Raw genomic sequence first — 16,407 nt, forward strand, 5'->3', positions numbered from 1 at the left:
TACGTCCTCACTCTCAGCTTCAATGCGACGACCAGGAGGCCAAGATGTCTTCTCTCCCAACCCATCAAATTTTTTACGGCGATAAGGTCCTCGAGCGTTTACGCCAAAGCGACGGCCCGCAAGGCCCGCTGATCGCCGACCTGCTGACCAACCTCGCCATCTGGGCACACCGGTACCGCAGCCGCAGGGTGCTCGCCCGGCTCGAAAGCCATGAACTCGATGACATCGGCATGACGGACCGGCAGGCGCGCGTTGAATCCATAAAACCGTTCTGGCGTGCCTGAGCACCAGAGCTGATGCACCTGTCTAGATGTCGTCGCGAAGCGATTCCTTCAAAGCAGGATCTGCGCGTGCGAACCCCTTCCTGGTACCTGATCTGTTAGAGTTCGTTTCGCTAGCGGATCGATTGGTTGTGTTGAAGGGGTTTGCCATTTATGGCCGAGAACATAATCGTTGGCGGCGGCGTCTACGGGACTGCCGTCGCGTGGGAACTGGCGACGCGTGGCGCCGAGGTATTGCTGCTCGAAGCCAAACATGTTGCGTCCGGCGCATCCGGCGGACCGGGCCGGCGCGGCGTGCGCGCCAACTACCGCGATCACCGCGAACTGCCCTTGATGGTGCGCTCGCGCGCGCTGTGGCCCTCACTCCACGAGCGCCTGAACGTCTCGCCGCTGTTCGAGCAGACCGGACACTTGATGCTGCTGGAGAGCGTCACGGATCTGGCCGCCGCCGATGCCCGGGTCAGTATGCAACACCTCTGCGATGTACCAACGCAGAGACTATCGCGCGAGGCATTGCTGGACTTGGAACCGGACATCGCTCCGGCGATCCAAGGGGCGGTTCATTGTCCCGGCGACGGCGTTGCCGACCATGGCGCGACGACGCGCGCCTATGCTGCGGCCGCCAAAGCCGCCGGCGCCATGATTCGCGAGAGCGTCAGCGCCACGCGTCTGGTAACCCGTGACGATCGTGTCGTGGCGGTTGAAACCGGCACCGGCGACACCATCCCGGTAGACGGCAACCTGTTGCTGTTGGCCAACAGTGGCGTGCGCAAGCTGGTTCAACCCTGGCTCGATCTACCGACATGGAATTTGCCGTTTCAAGCGCTGCTCTCCGCGCCTTTGGCGAATAATCCGGTACACCATCTGATCGGCCATGCCAGCCGGACGCTGTCTCTGAAACGCGAGCAAGACGGCCGCTTGATGATCTCCGGCGGCCGCACCGGCCGCTGGGATGCCGCGACGCAGACCGGCACGACAGTTACGGAGAACGTCGCGGCCAATGTGGCCGATGCGGTCGCGGTTTATCCATCGCTGGCGGATCTGAAGGTCGAGACAGCCGACGCCGGGCATCTGGAGGCCGATTCGATCGACGGCATCCCAGTCATCGACCGGCTGCCTGGCCTCGCCAACGTTATCCTTGCGACCGGCTGGAGCGGCCACGGCTGGGCCATTGCACCGGCCACAGCGCAACTCATCGCGGCTTGGGCTCTCGACGGTGACAAACCGACGCTTCTTGCGCCCTTCGCTTTCAGTCGCTTCGCTCAGGTCCGCACGTAGGTTTCTCGGCCACCGCTGACGTTGATGATGGCACCTGTCATGTAGGCTGCTTCGTCGGAGGCAAGCCACAGGGCCGCTGACGCAATCTCGTCGACTTCACCAATGCGGCCCATCGGCACCGCCTTCTTGCCAAGCTCGATAACCTCGTCCTGGCCCATGCCGTCATCCCAGATTTCGGTCCGGATAAGTCCCGGGCGCACGCAGCATACCCTGATGCCCTCCTGGCCAACCTCCTTGGCGATGCCCAAGGTGAACGAGTCGAGACCGCCTTTCGTACCGGCGTAGACGACATCGCCCGGCAGGCCGCCATAGATGGCGGAGATCGACGAGATATTGATGATGACGCCGCCCTTACCGCCGCGCGCCGTCGACATGCGGCGTATCGCTTGGCGTGTCGTCAGCATGGGGCCCAGCAAGTTGGTATCGATGATCGACTGGATTGTCGCGACCTCGTGGTCGGCGACCGGCGTTTCGATGGAGATACCCGCGTTGTTGACCAACACGTCGACGCCGCCCAGCGCACCGTCGGTCTCCTGGAACAAGTACTCGACGTCGTCGGGCTTCGCCACGTCGGCCTTGACCGCGATGGTATTCTGCCCTGCCGCCCGTATCGCGCCGGCAACCGCTTCAGCCCGGTCGGCCGAGGCCGCATAGTTGACGCAGACGTCATAGCCGCGTTCGCCCGCCAACCGCGCGATGGCTGCGCCGATGCCGCGGCTGCCACCGGTCACAATCATAACAGGTGCCTTCGCCATCATTCCCCCTCCCGTTCAGGTCGTTCCGGCCAAGACTAGGATTAGCCCGCCCGGCTTGGCCAGCTTTGCCGTCCGGCGAAGCAGTGTTTTCTTGAAGCTCAAAAATCGACTAGAACAACGTCACCGACACCAATCTGAGGCATGGCCATGACACGGGAACTCAACCAGCCGCTCGGCGGCAACGACATGCCGCGCTTTGGCGGGCCGGCGACCATGATGCGCTTGCCGACGCAAACCGATGCCTCAGGCCTGGACGCCTGTTTCGTCGGCATCCCGCTTGATATCGGCACATCGAACCGGGCGGGCACGCGCTACGGGCCGCGACAGATTCGGGCGGAGTCCTGTCTGATCCGCCCCTACAACATGGCAACGCGGGCCGCGCCCTTCGACAGCCTGCAGGTGGCCGATATCGGCGATGTCCCGATCAACACGTTCCACCTGCCAAAGTCCATGGACATCATCACCGACTTCTACGATCAGAAGATTGTCGCCCATGACTGCATCCCCCTGACCCTGGGTGGCGACCACACCATTGTGTTTCCAATACTGAGGGCGCTGAAGAAAAAGCACGGGCCCCTCGGCATGGTGCATGTCGACGCCCATGCTGACGTCAACGACCTGATGTTCGGCGAACCGATCGCCCACGGAACGCCGTTCCGCCGACTGGCCGAGGACGGCGTCATCGACGGCAATCGCACCGTGCAGATCGGCCTGCGCGGTTCCGGTTATCACGCCGATGACTTCGACTGGCCGCGCGACCAGGGTTTCCGCGTCGTGCAAGCCGAGGAGTGCTGGCATAAGTCGCTCACACCGCTGATGGAGGAAGTGCGCCAGAAGGTCGGCGGCGGGCCGGTCTATATCTCCTTTGATATCGACGGTCTCGATCCGGCCTTCGCGCCGGGCACGGGTACGCCCGAGATCGCTGGCCTGACACCGGCGCAAGGGCTGGAGATCATTCGTGGTTGCCGCGGGCTCGATATCATCGGTTGCGACCTGGTTGAGGTGTCGCCGCCCTATGACCCCCACGGAAACACGGCGCTGGCTGGGGCCAACATGCTGTTCGAGATGTTGTGTGTCTTGCCCGACGTCGTCTACCGCACGTAGCGCAATCACATCGCGTCAAAAGCGAACGGCCGGGGTCAAATGACCACCGGCCGCTGCTGGGGGGTTTGGAGGTTGGTTCGTTGCGCGTCGACGCACTCGACCCCTGTTGTTCTTAGATCTGGTTGATCAGCAGTGAGAGGACCAGCCCGGCCAACATGCCACCGACGGCAAATCCGAGGCCGTAGACCATCTGGCGAAATCCATCTGCTGCCTGGGCGGCGCTGATGTTGAAGCTCTTGTGGCTGTGGCCTTGAGCGGTAGCTTGCTGTTGCATCCCCTGGTTCCCTCTTTGGCTGCGGGCACGTGCGCTCTGTCGAGAATTGATATGGGGCATCCATGGCGCGATGTCGCGTGACCCGCGTCACAAGACACACGTCGGCCAGTGCTTACGCCCAAGACTGTGATGGTTGACATGCAACAGAGCGTGATGGCGCTCACCGCAGGCATGAGCATTTTCTGAAAAGCGATAGCAAGACGCTTCGCCCGCAACGAACTAACTACTTGTAATAAAACAAGAATATTTAGAGCAAGCTGTCCAAGGCATCTCCGTGGGTTGTCAACGACCGCCTGTCGATGAATTAGGCGTCGTCAAGGTGACGGCCATCACGACAACACGCTGCGGCTGACCAACGTCGGCGCCCGCCAACGGAAGCTGTGACGACGAGCGCAACTGCCCTGCACCGCCACTACCTGCGGAAACTCAGACCCGATCGCGCCTCAGCGCCTGGGCCATGCAGTGGATGCCGCCTCCGCCGCGGGTGAAAACGTCCATGGCGGGGTCGTAGACCTCGAAGCCCTGGGCCTTCAGCTTGTCGACCAGATCCTTGGCGTGCGCCGGCGCGAGGATCTTGTCGTCGCCCAGCGCCATCACGTTACACGCCAACGCCATGGTGTCCTGATAGTTCACCGGCACGATCTCGATGTTCTTGGCTTTCAGCCAGCTGACGATCTCCGGATCGGTCGTGTCCAGGCACACCGCGCAGAGTTTCTCGGCCAGCATGCAGACCATCAGGTCGATGTGGACATAGTGCTCGGCGATCGGTGCCAGCTTCACCTCCCAGCCTTCCTTGTCGAACCAGCGCTTCACCTGCTCTGCCGACTGCTCCTGGGTGCGCTCGCCGCAAAAACCGATCAGGACCGCGCCGGGCTCGATGACATCGAAATCGCCGCCCTCGAACGAACCGGCCGTCACCATGTCATAGATCGGGATGTCATTTTCCATATAGAAGCGCAGGACCGGGCCGTACTCGCCGCGGCGCCACCACTGCGCCATCTGCGTCACGACCGCGCCATAGGGTGTCATGAATGACGAATCGCGGGCGTAGACCTGATAGGGCAGTTCCTCATCGGGATCGAGGAAGTGCACGTTGACGCCGGCATCGTTGTAGGCGTCGACCATCTCGCGGTGTTGTTTCATGGCGAGCTGCTTGTCGAACTTGTCGCCGCGCTTCAGCGTCGCCTTAGAGATCGAACTGGTCGGCAGCCAACGGTAGTTGTCGGCCGGCCCCAGCAAGACATCACGCAGTTTCCCATACTCTGAATTGACGCCCCAATCGGTCAGTTCCTGCGTGTTTCCTTCAGGGTTGCGGCAACGAAGCGGGTTCATGGTCTGGCTCCACATTGGAAAGAAGACGGGTCTAGCGTCTGGGCAACACCGGCAACGTCTTTCTATGTCATGTCACGTTCGAACTGTCCTCTGCATACCGTCCGGCGAGATGTTTGCCAAGCCGGTCGTCGCGTGCGACGTGTAGCCCTATCTCGCATTGATGACGGCAACCCACAGATGATCAAGGAAATGGATCAATTGGCGGGGCCGCTCGAAAGGCGGAACGCCGGGCGTCTTGCCGAGCCATGCGCTTGGACGTCGTTGCGACTGCAACCGTATGGCGATATCGTGGCCAGGGGCTTGTGACCTCTAAGGTTTGTCGCTTTTGGCTATCGGGGTGTCCTATTGAAAGGCTGGGTCGGATGTTTGGCTGCGGCGGTCCTGCTTACTCTCTTGGTCGCGACGACCGCCGGTCAAACAGCGGACGAACAGCGTGAGACGGGTATCGAGCTAGCAGCAGTCCCCGACGCGTACGTCGAGAACGTCGTCGACGCCGCCAGGATCTTCTTGTCCACCTTGGACTCAGATCAAAAGGCGCAGGTTCTCTTCGACTTCGACGACAAAGCCCGCACATCCGGCAGGGATACGAGCAGCACGCCCTCGTTCTGCGCGGTTCTGGCATGGTGTGTCGGCTGGGGTCTGACACAATGCAGCTTGACCTATCCTCAACACGTCGCCTTGCAGCGTCTGTTGTCATCTGCCTTGTCCGATGCCGGCTACCAGACACTCCTTGCCATCATGAACCGGAACCGTTTGATCGGGGAGTATGAAGACGCAGGCTTGACTGGCTACACGGGTGCGGCCAAAGAGCATTGTCCTGACCTGCTGGCCCCCTCGGTCTTCCGCATTCCTGAACACTGCGTACCGGGACTTCCGACGACGGCCGACACAATCAATGTCGGAGGCAACAATCCACCGACATCCGATGGGTCGTACAGCACGGCCTGGGAATGGCCCGGCGGACCACCCGGGCTCAGTGGGCGCCACGAACAGTTCTGCGACTACACGATTGCCTTGTTCGGCGAGCCCGGTTCGGACACATGGGCCATACGCTTCGAGGGACATCACACAACGATCAATCTGACGTTCCTCAAAGACCACGAAACCGGCGCCGTTGTGGTTCAGGCGACGCCTCTGTTTCTGGGGTCATATCCTATGGTCATACCACCCCCATCTCATCCGGACGACCTGAGCGCGCAGGCAACCTGGATTTCCTCCCAGGGACTGATGGCGGAGACACTCCAGCACGTCCGCGCCTTCTTGGCCGGGCTACCGGATGACGTTCGCCAGGCTTCCTTTGTCCCCGTGGATACGTTTCACCAGACCGCTCCGCTGCAGCAAGATGTCTACCCGCCATGGCTCGTGACCGGTCTGTTGCCCGACGCGTCATTGAACCCGCCGGATCGCATGATGCAGGTAGGGATAGGCAAACTTGACGCCGCAACCATCTGGCACCTTAAACAACTGTATCGACGCTTCTTCTCGACAATGCCGCCTGACGTCGGTGATCAGTACTTGGCGATCGTTACAGATTTGCTGGCGTCCGGTGCTCCCTTGAGCGTCATGTGGGCAGGGACTGACGAAGCGGACTCTGCGCAAGATGTCTTTGTGCGGGTTGTTCTTGGCTCACTCCTGATTGAGGCCGTTGCAAACAAGCAGTGGAGTGCCCAGAACCGGCACGTCGACGTGGCCAATCACTTGCACGCCGTGTTGCGTGATCTGAGCTTCGAGTGGGACTTCGATCCTGTCAGCTCGACGGAACAGCATCACAGCGATCATTAGATGTCGCTTGCGGAACAGGAGGCCATCGAGACCAGATGACGATGTCATTCACGAAAGTGGCGCTACTGTCGATGTGTACCAGGATGTTGGTTCTACTCATGGTCCTGACTGCGCCAGTCGCACTGGCTACTGCCGATGAAACAGAACTTCCGATTGTCGCTCCGGAATCCGTTGGTCTCGATCCACAGCGCCTCGACAGGCTGACCGAGTTTTTGGAAAACGCCATCGCGGATGGCGAGATTGCCGGCGCTGTCGTGCTGGTGTCGCGGCACGGCTCGATTGCGCTTTACGAGGCCTTGGGCAAGCTCGGGCCGGCTGACGACACGCCCATGCCGAAGGACGCCATCTTTCGGATCTACTCGATGACAAAACCCATTACTGCCCTGACGGTGTTGCGCGCCGTCGAGCGTGGTGAGATCAGCCTTGTCGACAAACTAAGTCAGTACCTGCCAGCATTTGAGAACATGACGGTGCTGAACGAGCGCCACGTCAGGGGATTCAATGAGCCGGAACTTACGCGTCCCGCACTCGATCAGATTGTTCTTTTTGACCTGGTGCGGCACGCTGGCGGTTTTGGCGATGAGACGTTCTATCCGGGTTATGTCGGTGAGCAATTCAGAGCCGCCGGCATTGGCCACAACATGGAACTGACGCTGGCCGAAGCCGTCAAAAGCGCCGCTGAGATTCCGCTCCTGTATGACCCAGGAACTCACTTTAGCTATGCCGAGACGAACTTCACGGTCCTAGGCCGTGTGCTTGAGGTCGTACACGACAAGGCTATCGATGACATCTACGCCGAGGATATCTTCGGGCCTCTAGGGATGGTCGATACCGGATTCCAGATCCCGGCCGACAACGCCGATCGCCTCGCCCAACCCATTGAGCGCGCGAATGGGCCTGATGCCAATCTCGTATTCGATGCCGCGACGCCGCGCAACTATCACTCGACAGCAAACGGGCTCGTGTCCACAGCGCTCGACTACTGGCGGTTCGTGCAGATGCTGCTCGACGATGGGACCACTAAGGACGGCAATGTGTTCTTGGCGCCTGTGAGCGTCAACGCCATGTTAACCAATTCCATCTCAAACGTTGCCTTGGGCTACCATTACAATTTTGACAGCCTCATGATCGGGTGTTCCTGGGGTATCGGCATCGGCGTTTGCGGCGAGGATACCTCAAGCGCCGTCTTGTTCGGAGACAACACCTTCTTCTGGGTTGGGTACGGCGGAACATTCTTCCTGGCTAACCGCGACAGCAACTTCGCGATGTTGGTCATGATCCAACAACCCGACTATCTGGTCACTGGCTGGTCGCACCTATACAGTCTGGCGATGCAAAGCATCGTCGATTGACGAGCCGGCGACATTCCGCGACACGGAATGATGATCATGTGACAGGTCCAGATTGGCAGCGAGTTGCCGTTCGACACGAGCAGAGACCCGGTGCTTGAGTCCCGCGTTGACAAGCCGCCTGACACCCCGCGAAGATCACCTTTCCCGACATACCGCCGCACCCAGGACGGTATTGACACGACGGCCCCAACAACGGAGACCCCCATGAGCACGAACATGACCAATGGCCAGGCCCTGATGCAGCTCTTACAGGGTTACGGCATCGACACCGTGTTCGGCATGCCGGGGGTCCATACGCTGGAGTACTATCGCGGCATCGCCGATACCGAGATGAACCATGTCATGTTCCGCCACGAACAGGGCGGCGGCTTCATGGCCGACGGCTATGCCCGCATCTCCGGCAAACCGGCGGTTTGCTGCGTCATCACCGGTCCCGGCGTCACCAATATCGCGACCGCCGTCGGCAATGCCTATGCGGACTCGCAGCCAATGCTGGTGATCGCCAGCACCAACGCGACGGAGGACCTGGGCGCCGGGCGCGGCAGGCTGCACGAGATTACCGACCAGCGCGCGTCGATCGCGCCGTTGACCGCGTTTTCGCAGACCATCATGCACAGCACGTCAATTCCGTCGGCCGTCTCGCGTGCGTTCGAGGTGTTCGCCAACAGCCGGCCGCGGCCGGTGCATCTGGAACTGCCGATTGACAAGATCGCCGAGGCCGCCGAGTTCGCGGCCGATGCCAGCCCGCTTGCTGGTCGGCCCATGCCGGCGCCTGACTCGATCGAGCGGGCCGCCGCGCTGTGCAAGGGCGCCGAGCGACCCGTCATCATCGCCGGCGGCGGTGTCGTCGATCAAGGAGACGCAATTCTGGCAGTGGCCGAGCGGCTGGGCGCGGCCGTGCTGCTGACCACCGCCGCCAAGGGCGCGATCGACGAAGACCACGCGCTGAATGCCGGCAGCGGCATGTCATCGCCGTTGGTACACAGCTTCATCGGCGAATCGGACCTGGTCATCGCGGTCGGCACGGAGCTCTCGGAAACCGATACTTGGGTGCCGGGCTTCCTGCCGATCAACGGCAATCTGATCCGCATCGATATCGATGTGGAGAACCTGTCGCGCGATCTACCGCCCGATGCCGCGGTGCTGGGCGACGGCGGCGCGGCGCTCTCGATGCTGGCCGACGCCCTGTCCGCCGCCGCGAACGGGCGCGGCTTCGGCGATGGGAAAGCCATCGCCGCCTTGCGCAAGGCCGTCATCGACGAGGCGATGGCCGGTGACAAGGCCAAGAAACACGCAAAGGTGCTGGATTCGATCCGCGCCGCCCTGCCCGACAATGGCTGGCTGATCACCGACGCGACCCAACCCGGCTACATGGGCAACACCTATTACCGCACATCGACCCCGCGCAGTTACACACACCCAAGCGGCTACTGCACGCTTGGCTCGGCCATGCCGTCGGCGATCGGCGCGCGGCTCGGCGCGCCAGACCGTCCGGGCGTCACGTTGGCCGGCGATGCCGGTTTCCTGTTCACCGTTCAGGAACTCGCGACCGGTGTCGACGAAGGCGTCAGCCTGCCGATCATCCTGTGGAACAACGACGGTCTTGGCCAGATACGCGACGACATGATCGAAAAGGACATCAAGACGATAGGTGTCAGCCCACGCAATCCCGATTATCTGGCGTTGGCCAAGGCGTTTGGCGCCGAAGCCGTCGAACCAGACAGCCTCGATAGCCTGACCGGCGCCATGCGCGATGGCTTCACCGCCGGCCGCCCTGTGCTGATCCAGGTGCGCGAAGACGCCGATTATCTGAACTAGGTCGCCAAGATCGAGACCGATGCACGCCTCACATTGGTCCGATGTGAGGCGGCAGGTCTCAAGGTAAGGGGCTCTAGGTGCGGTAGCTGGTGTCGGTACGCTCGAGCCAGCGAATGATGGCGTCCCACTCGCGGTCGCCGCCCATGCCGCCAACATTGTCCGGATCACCGTAGACCGATGTCCGCTTTAGCTCCTCGTCGCCCGGCAGCAAGATATCCTGGCCCGACTGCATAACATCGACCTGCACCTTGCAACCGACCTCCAGGTTGTAAAGCGTCACAAAGGCTTCACCGACCGAGCGACCACAGGCGAGCAGGCCGTGGTTCTGCAGGATCATCGCCATGTTCTTCGGGCCTAAGTCGGCGGCCAAGGCGTCGCACTCTTCCTGGCCCGAGGTCTGGACATCCCAGTCGTGATAGGAAACATGACCATGGAAGAACATCGACTGCTGTACCAAGGGGAGCAGACCGCACTTCATGCACGAAACCGCCATGCCGGCACGGGTATGGCTGTGCAGCACCCAGTTGACGTCGGGCCTGGCCTTAAGCACCGCGTGATGTATGGCATGACCCGCGTAGTTGCAGCGATAATCACCGCGCACGACGTTGCCGTCATAGTCCAGCGTGATCAGGTTGGACGCGGTGATTTCCTCGAACAGCAATCCATAGGGGTTCAGCAGATAGAGCCCCTCTTCCGGCAGGCGCGCCGAGATGTGCGTGTAGATCAGATCGGTCCAACCATAGCGCACGAAAGCCCGGTAGAGCGCCGCCAGATTGCAGCGCAGTTCCCATTCCTCAGCACTGAACTCGGCGGGACGCAGGGCGGTGTTTGTTGCCACGATCTTGTATCCTCTTCGTATTGGAAAGTTACGCTGGTGAAGGGGTTGTAGAACATTTTTACAGCACTTTGCAACGACCATGGGGATGGCGATGAGCTTGTTGGTGACCGGCGGTACCGGGTTCGTCATGAGCAATCTGGTCCGTCATTGGCTAGAGCGCCACGAGGATCAACGGGTAGTCCTGGTCGATATCGCCGAACCGGATGCCATGGCCAGGCGTTTCTTCGAACCGGTCGCCGGCAGGCTGACCGCCGTTACCGGCGACGTCCGCAATCGCGACCTGCTGCCTGGCTTGGCGGAGGAACACGACATCGACCGCCTGGTGCACGGCGCGGCCATGACGCCGACCTCCGGCACAACCGAGGCGACCCAGGCGGCGATGATCGCCGGGGTCAACGTCATGGGAACCGTGCATGCGCTGGAACTGGCCCGCGCCCTGCCGGACTTGAAGCGCATGATCCACGTCAGCACTGGCAGCGTTTATGATACCGAAGGCCCCGCCGACGGTTCACCCTTGCCGGAAGACGGCTACGTCCGCCCCTTCCCAACCACGCTCTACCCGATCACCAAACTGACCGGCGAACTGATCGCCTCACGCTACCGCGACCTCTTTCACATCCCCCTCCACATTGCCCGGCTGGCCAGCGTCTATGGGCCGATGGACCGGTGGACGCCGGGCCGCGACTATGCCTGCGACCCCAACGTGCTCGTCCACAAGGCGGTTGCCGGCGAGCCCGTCACAATTGCCGGCGCCGAGGCGGTCGGCGACTTCATCCATTCGGGCGATGTCGCGCGCGCCATCGCCGACATGCTGGACGCACCGGCGCTGAATCATGATGTCTACAACATCGCCTATGGCGAACCGGTCACGCTCGCCGGGTTGGCCGACATCGTCGCCTCAACCGTACCGGGCTTCACCTGGTCCCCAACGACAAACGATGACGCGACGCTTACTGGGAATCCGGCGCGAAAGAGTGGAGCCTGGGGCGCCTACGACATCACGCGGCTGAAGGGCGATACCGGCTGGTCACCGCGCCCGCTGAACGACGCCATTGCGGACTACGTCGCCTGGGTGCGTGACATCGAAGAGCCGGCAGGCTGATGCAGGGCCGACCCTAATAGCCCCGGCGGCTTACCAGAGGCGTGCCCGTCAGCAGCGACACGAGATGCGCAAGCAGGACGACGATCAACACCAGGCAGACCATCTGTATGCCAAACCACGGAACCATGCGCGGCCGCCCAGGCTCCAGCGGACGGTGCGCCCGGACATAAGCGAGGACAAACAACGCGACGACCACGGCCAGCGCGATAAGGGTGACCGTCAGCGTCACGACCGGCGTCTCGCGTGCAAAGGGGTTTGCCCACCGTGAACTTGTCGCCTAGAGTCACAACACGACACGTCGCGCCGTTCTTGACAGGTCTCCATGCTGAGAAATCCGATCCCCTGGCCCAACGGGGCCCGCTGTGCTGTGGCCTTCACCTTCGACATGGACGGCGAGAGCCTGATCCATGTCAGCTATCCCGACACCGCCGACGCCAAGGTCGCCAGTACCTCTGACCTGCGCTACGGACCGGAGGTCGGTGTGCCGCGTATCCTGGATATCTACAAAAAGTTCGGGCTGCGCCAAACGTTTTTCATTCCCGGCTGGTGCATCGAAAACTATCCCGCGACCATCGAGGCGATCTTGGCCGACGGCCATGAGATCGGCCATCACGGCTGGCTTCACGGCAAGCCGAACCTGATGTCCGACAACGAAGAAGCCGATGACATCGCACGCGGCGTCGAGGCTATCGTCAAGGCCACAGGCTCCAAGCCGCGCGGTTTCCGCGCGCCGTCCTATGCCATGTCGCGCCGCACACTCGGTTTTCTGCAGGACCACGGCATGGTCTATGACGCGTCCTTGATGGGCGATGACATCCCCTATGTGGTCGAGAACGAACGCGGCAGCCTGGTTGAATTGCCCAGCCACTGGCCGCTTGATGACTGGACGCAGTACGTGACGTTCCCCGACTTCGGCGTCCGCCAACCGATCAAGGCACCGTCTGAGGCTTACAAGGTTCACGTCGAGGAGTTTGATGCCGCTTGGGAGCACGGTGCATTCTGGTGCGCGGTCTGGCATCCCTTCGTCAGCGGCCGGCTGGCGCGTGCCATGGCGATCGAACAACTCATCGAGCACATGTTGGAGAAAGGTGATGTCTGGTTCGCCCGCATGGACGAGATCGCCGATTACGTCAGTGGCTTGATCGCTGCAGGAACCTGGACGCCGCGCCGGCACGCCCTGCCGTTCTGGCCGGACGTGCCGATCCCCGCCGTCGCACCGAGACGCGCCTGAAAAAACAAAGGGAGATACCGATGGGCGACATGAAGCAGCAGCTTCTGCAGTGGATCGAAGAAGATCGCGACAAACTCATCGGCTTCTACAGCCAGTTCGTCGCCACGCCCAGCCCCAACCCGCCCGGCGATACCCGCGACGCCGTCGCCCATATCAGCACGTTCCTGCACGAGCACGACTTGGACTTCCGCCTGGTCGACCCTGAGCCGATGTTCCCCAATGTCGTCGCCAGCTTCGACGGTGACGGCGACGGCAAACATCTGGTCCTGAACGGACACATCGATGTTTTTCCCGCCGCCGACGAGGGTTGGCAGCACGGTGGCCCGTGGTCGGGCGCCATCGCCGACGACGCGGTCTGGGGGCGCGGCTCCGCCGATATGAAGTGCGGCACCAGCACGTCGATCTTCACCTACATGTATCTCAACCGCATCAAGGAATTCTTGAAGGGCAAGCTGACGCTGACCTGCGTTTCCGACGAGGAGACCTTTGGGCCCTGGGGCGCGCGCTACCTGGTCGAGCACCTGCCCGAAGTCCACGGCGATTGCTGCCTGAACGGCGAGCCGTCCAGCCCCTATTCGATCCGATTCGGCGAGAAGGGACCGTGGTGGATCAGCTTCCGCATTCGCACCAAGGGCGCCCACGGCGCCTATGTGCATGCCGGCGGCAGCGCGTCCTGGGCCGCCATGCAGTTCTGCCATGATCTGAGGGCGGTCGAAGAGATCGACACGCCGGCGCCGCACAATGTCGGCCAGGCGCTGGAAGAAGCGCGCGAGGAGACCGACCGCGCCATGGGCAAGGGCGCCAGCGACATCGTGCAAAAGGTGACGCTGAATATCGGCCGCATGGACGCCGGGCTGAAAGTGAACATGGTGCCCGACGAATGCGTGGTCGAAGCCGACATGCGCCTGCCCGTCGGCTGCGAGAAGGAACAGGTACAGAAGGTCATCGACGAGGTGCTTGCCCGCCACCCCGAAGTCGAGATGGAGGAGATGAACTACACCGCACCGTCGTGGTGCGATCCCTATGGCGAGATGGTGACGCACCTGCAGAACAACGTGGAGACGCTGCGCGGCTTCCGCCCGACGCCGGTTATCAGCCTTGGCGGCACCGATGCACGCTTGTGGCGCTATCTGGGCATCGGCGCCTATGTCTACGGCCCCTCGCCCGAGGGCATGGGCCAGCGCGACGAACACGTGCCCGTCGACGACTTCCTGCATACGGTCAAGAGCCACGTGCTGTCGGCTTATGACTACCTGACCAACGACTGACGGTTTAACCAACAACAACAAGGAGGACATCGATGCCGAGCCTGTCGGCCGATCTGATTCTGAAGAACGGACGCATCGCCACCCTGGATGATAACGAGACAATCGCTGAAGCCGTCGCCTGTTGGAACGGGCGCATCGTCACCGTTGGCTCGAACAGCGATGCTGATGCGCTAGCCGGACCCGGCACGCGCACAATCGATGTGGGCGGCAAGACGGTCATCCCCGGCATCATTGACAGCCACTGCCATCCCGATGCCCACGCCATCAACGACTACCTGTGGGAAGACGTGGGTCCGGAGGCGACCGACAGTATCGAAGCGCTTCTGAACCTGATCGATGCAAAGACCGCCGCCATGGGGCCGGGCGAGATGTTCCGCGGCCAGGGTTGGAACGATCAGAAATGCGGCGGTTACCCGACCCGCGATGAGCTCGACAAGGCCGGCAACGGCAGGCCCGTTTGGATCGGCCGCACCGACCACCACATCGCCGTCGTCAACAGCGCGACGTTCGAGCATTTCGGCGTCGCCGAAGACGTCGAGAACCCGCCCCACGGGCAGTACGATCGCGATCCCGAAACCGGCAAGCTTACCGGTCTGATGCGCGAAATGGCGGCCTGGGATTTGGAAGGTCTGATGAAGCAGGCCTATTCGGTCGATGACTACATCGCGGGCCTGAAGCAGGTCTTCCCGATGTATCACCGCCATGGCGTGACATCGCTGCACAACAGCCTGACCCAGCAGAAGGCCGTTCACGCCTATCAGCGCATGCGCGACGCCGGCGACCTCACCATGCGGATGGGCATCATCATCGACGGGCGCGACGACGACATGGTCGACGGCTACATCGGCGCTGGCATCAAGACCGGCTTCGGTGATGAGTGGATCCGCGTGGTCGGTATCGAGTGGTGCCCAGACTGCTCCGTCAGCGGCCGTACCGCCGCCTTCTACGAGCCCTATATCGGCGAGCCCGTGCCGGGCGAACCGGTGCCCAATACCGGCATGCTGCTCTATACGGCCGAAGACCTGATCCCACGCGTCAAGCGCGCCCACAAAGCGGGCCTGCGCGTCTGTGTCGAGGGCCTGGGCGACCGCGGCATCGACTTCGCGCTCGACGCCATCGAAGCGGCGCTCGAAGAAACCCCGCGCGACGATCACAGGAGCCGGGTCGAGCACTGCTGCAATGTGACCCCGGCGATCCTGGATCGGCTGACAAAGCTGGAGGTCACCGACAGTTCGGCGACCGGTTTCATGTACAGCCTGGGCGATGCCTATATCGCCAACCGCGGCGGCCAGGCGATGGAGGACATGTTCCCGCACCGTGCCCTGATCGACGCCGGCGTGCCGGCGCCCGGCCATTCCGATGCCAACGTCTGCTCGACCAACCCGTGGCTGGTCTTCTACAGCCTGGTCAACCGCAAGACCGACACCGGCCAGCCCTTCGGCCAGACCCAGAAGATCAGTGTGACCGAGGCGCTGCGCACCTACACGACACTCGGCGCCTGGACCGGTTTCGAAGAGGACCTGAAGGGCGACATCGCGCCGGGCAAGCTGGCCGACTTTGCGATTCTGAATGATGATCCCTGGTCGATGGATACAGAACAGCTGCGCGACATGGCGGTGGCGGAGACCATCGTCGGCGGCAAGACCGTGTTCGAGGGAAGTTGATACGCTTGTCGTACTACGCATCTCGTAGTAAGCTGACCCATGATTCAATCATGGGGATCGTCGGTAACCCGTCGCTTTGCCGAGTCGGGGAAGCTACGCGGGTTCGCCGGATTGGATGTGGACGCCGCTGTGGATCTTCTCGCCTCGCTAAACGCGGCGACTTCGCTGAGTGATCTGAGCCCGCTGAAAAGTGTTGGACTGCACAAGCTAAAGGGCGATCGGCGAGGCCAGTGGGCAATGACCGTTAATGGACCATGGCGAATCTGTTTTCGTTTTCGCGACGGCGACGCGTACGACGTCGAGATCGTCAACTATCACAAAGGTTAGA

The 16,407-nt window shown here is 61.9% G+C and carries 16 protein-coding genes; 11 read left to right on the forward strand and 5 right to left on the reverse strand.

Annotated features, from left to right (window positions below; all coding sequences use genetic code 11):
- Positions 1–44 precede the first annotated feature (44 nt).
- Positions 45–284 carry a DUF1127 domain-containing protein gene (locus AAF563_14960; GenBank protein ID MEM7122580.1) on the forward strand — a complete coding sequence of 80 codons (240 nt, stop codon included), beginning with the start codon at positions 45–47 and terminating at the stop codon, positions 282–284.
- Positions 285–434: 150 nt separating this feature from the next.
- Complete coding sequence (locus tag AAF563_14965) at positions 435–1,559, forward strand: FAD-binding oxidoreductase (protein MEM7122581.1); 1,125 nt, start codon at positions 435–437, stop codon at positions 1,557–1,559.
- Here AAF563_14965 and AAF563_14970 read toward each other — a convergent pair.
- Positions 1,544–2,314, reverse strand: a complete 771-nt coding sequence (locus AAF563_14970) for an SDR family oxidoreductase (GenBank protein MEM7122582.1) — start codon at positions 2,312–2,314, stop codon at positions 1,544–1,546. The genes AAF563_14965 and AAF563_14970 overlap by 16 nt on opposite strands.
- Before the next feature lie 141 nt (positions 2,315–2,455).
- Here AAF563_14970 and speB point away from each other — a divergent pair, with 141 nt between their 5' ends.
- The gene (gene speB, locus AAF563_14975; protein MEM7122583.1) at positions 2,456–3,418 is read left to right on the forward strand and encodes an agmatinase; all 963 of its coding nucleotides are present in this window, start codon (positions 2,456–2,458) and stop codon (positions 3,416–3,418) included.
- Between the two features lie 112 nt (positions 3,419–3,530).
- Here speB and AAF563_14980 read toward each other — a convergent pair whose 3' ends face one another.
- Together AAF563_14980 and AAF563_14985 are read right to left on the reverse strand one after the other, a co-directional pair.
- On the reverse strand, positions 3,531–3,692 hold the full coding sequence (locus AAF563_14980; GenBank protein ID MEM7122584.1) for a hypothetical protein: 162 nt from the start codon (positions 3,690–3,692) through the stop codon (positions 3,531–3,533).
- Between the two features lie 426 nt (positions 3,693–4,118).
- Positions 4,119–5,024 carry an arginine deiminase family protein gene (locus AAF563_14985; GenBank protein MEM7122585.1) on the reverse strand — a complete coding sequence of 302 codons (906 nt, stop codon included), beginning with the start codon at positions 5,022–5,024 and terminating at the stop codon, positions 4,119–4,121.
- Positions 5,025–5,390: 366 nt separating this feature from the next.
- Here AAF563_14985 and AAF563_14990 point away from each other — a divergent pair, with 366 nt between their 5' ends.
- The 3 genes from AAF563_14990 (at position 5,391) to AAF563_15000 (ending at position 9,976) form a co-directional block, all read left to right on the forward strand.
- Entirely contained in the window at positions 5,391–6,806 is a 1,416-nt protein-coding gene (locus AAF563_14990; protein ID MEM7122586.1) for a DUF3500 domain-containing protein, read from the forward strand.
- 35 nt (positions 6,807–6,841) lie between these two features.
- Positions 6,842–8,158 (forward strand): serine hydrolase domain-containing protein, encoded by a 1,317-nt coding sequence (locus AAF563_14995; GenBank protein MEM7122587.1) that lies wholly within the window; start codon positions 6,842–6,844, stop codon positions 8,156–8,158.
- Between the two features lie 204 nt (positions 8,159–8,362).
- Complete coding sequence (locus AAF563_15000) at positions 8,363–9,976, forward strand: 5-guanidino-2-oxopentanoate decarboxylase (GenBank protein ID MEM7122588.1); 1,614 nt, start codon at positions 8,363–8,365, stop codon at positions 9,974–9,976.
- Between the two features lie 73 nt (positions 9,977–10,049).
- Here AAF563_15000 and AAF563_15005 read toward each other — a convergent pair whose 3' ends face one another.
- Positions 10,050–10,814 (reverse strand): class II aldolase/adducin family protein, encoded by a 765-nt coding sequence (locus tag AAF563_15005; GenBank protein MEM7122589.1) that lies wholly within the window; start codon positions 10,812–10,814, stop codon positions 10,050–10,052.
- A gap of 91 nt (positions 10,815–10,905) precedes the next feature.
- Between AAF563_15005 and AAF563_15010 the strand changes: the two genes are divergently transcribed.
- Positions 10,906–11,916 carry an NAD(P)-dependent oxidoreductase gene (locus AAF563_15010; GenBank protein MEM7122590.1) on the forward strand — a complete coding sequence of 337 codons (1,011 nt, stop codon included), beginning with the start codon at positions 10,906–10,908 and terminating at the stop codon, positions 11,914–11,916.
- 13 nt (positions 11,917–11,929) lie between these two features.
- Here AAF563_15010 and AAF563_15015 read toward each other — a convergent pair whose 3' ends face one another.
- On the reverse strand, positions 11,930–12,145 hold the full coding sequence (locus tag AAF563_15015; protein MEM7122591.1) for a hypothetical protein: 216 nt from the start codon (positions 12,143–12,145) through the stop codon (positions 11,930–11,932).
- Positions 12,146–12,238: 93 nt separating this feature from the next.
- Here AAF563_15015 and AAF563_15020 point away from each other — a divergent pair, with 93 nt between their 5' ends.
- Genes AAF563_15020 through AAF563_15035 form a run of 4 tightly spaced genes read left to right on the forward strand, consistent with a single transcriptional unit; the run spans position 12,239 to position 16,406 of the window.
- Positions 12,239–13,147 (forward strand): polysaccharide deacetylase, encoded by a 909-nt coding sequence (locus tag AAF563_15020; protein ID MEM7122592.1) that lies wholly within the window; start codon positions 12,239–12,241, stop codon positions 13,145–13,147.
- 20 nt (positions 13,148–13,167) lie between these two features.
- Positions 13,168–14,415 carry a M20/M25/M40 family metallo-hydrolase gene (locus AAF563_15025; GenBank protein ID MEM7122593.1) on the forward strand — a complete coding sequence of 416 codons (1,248 nt, stop codon included), beginning with the start codon at positions 13,168–13,170 and terminating at the stop codon, positions 14,413–14,415.
- Positions 14,416–14,447: 32 nt separating this feature from the next.
- A complete protein-coding gene (locus AAF563_15030; GenBank protein MEM7122594.1) occupies positions 14,448–16,079 on the forward strand; it encodes an amidohydrolase family protein in 1,632 nt (543 codons plus the stop codon).
- Between the two features lie 39 nt (positions 16,080–16,118).
- Positions 16,119–16,406, forward strand: coding sequence for a type II toxin-antitoxin system RelE/ParE family toxin (locus AAF563_15035; GenBank protein MEM7122595.1), 288 nt, complete (start codon positions 16,119–16,121; stop codon positions 16,404–16,406).
- Position 16,407: the final 1 nt, after the last annotated feature.

It is taken from the genome of Pseudomonadota bacterium, assembly GCA_039028155.1.
Lineage (GTDB): Bacteria > Pseudomonadota > Alphaproteobacteria > SP197 > SP197 > JANQGO01.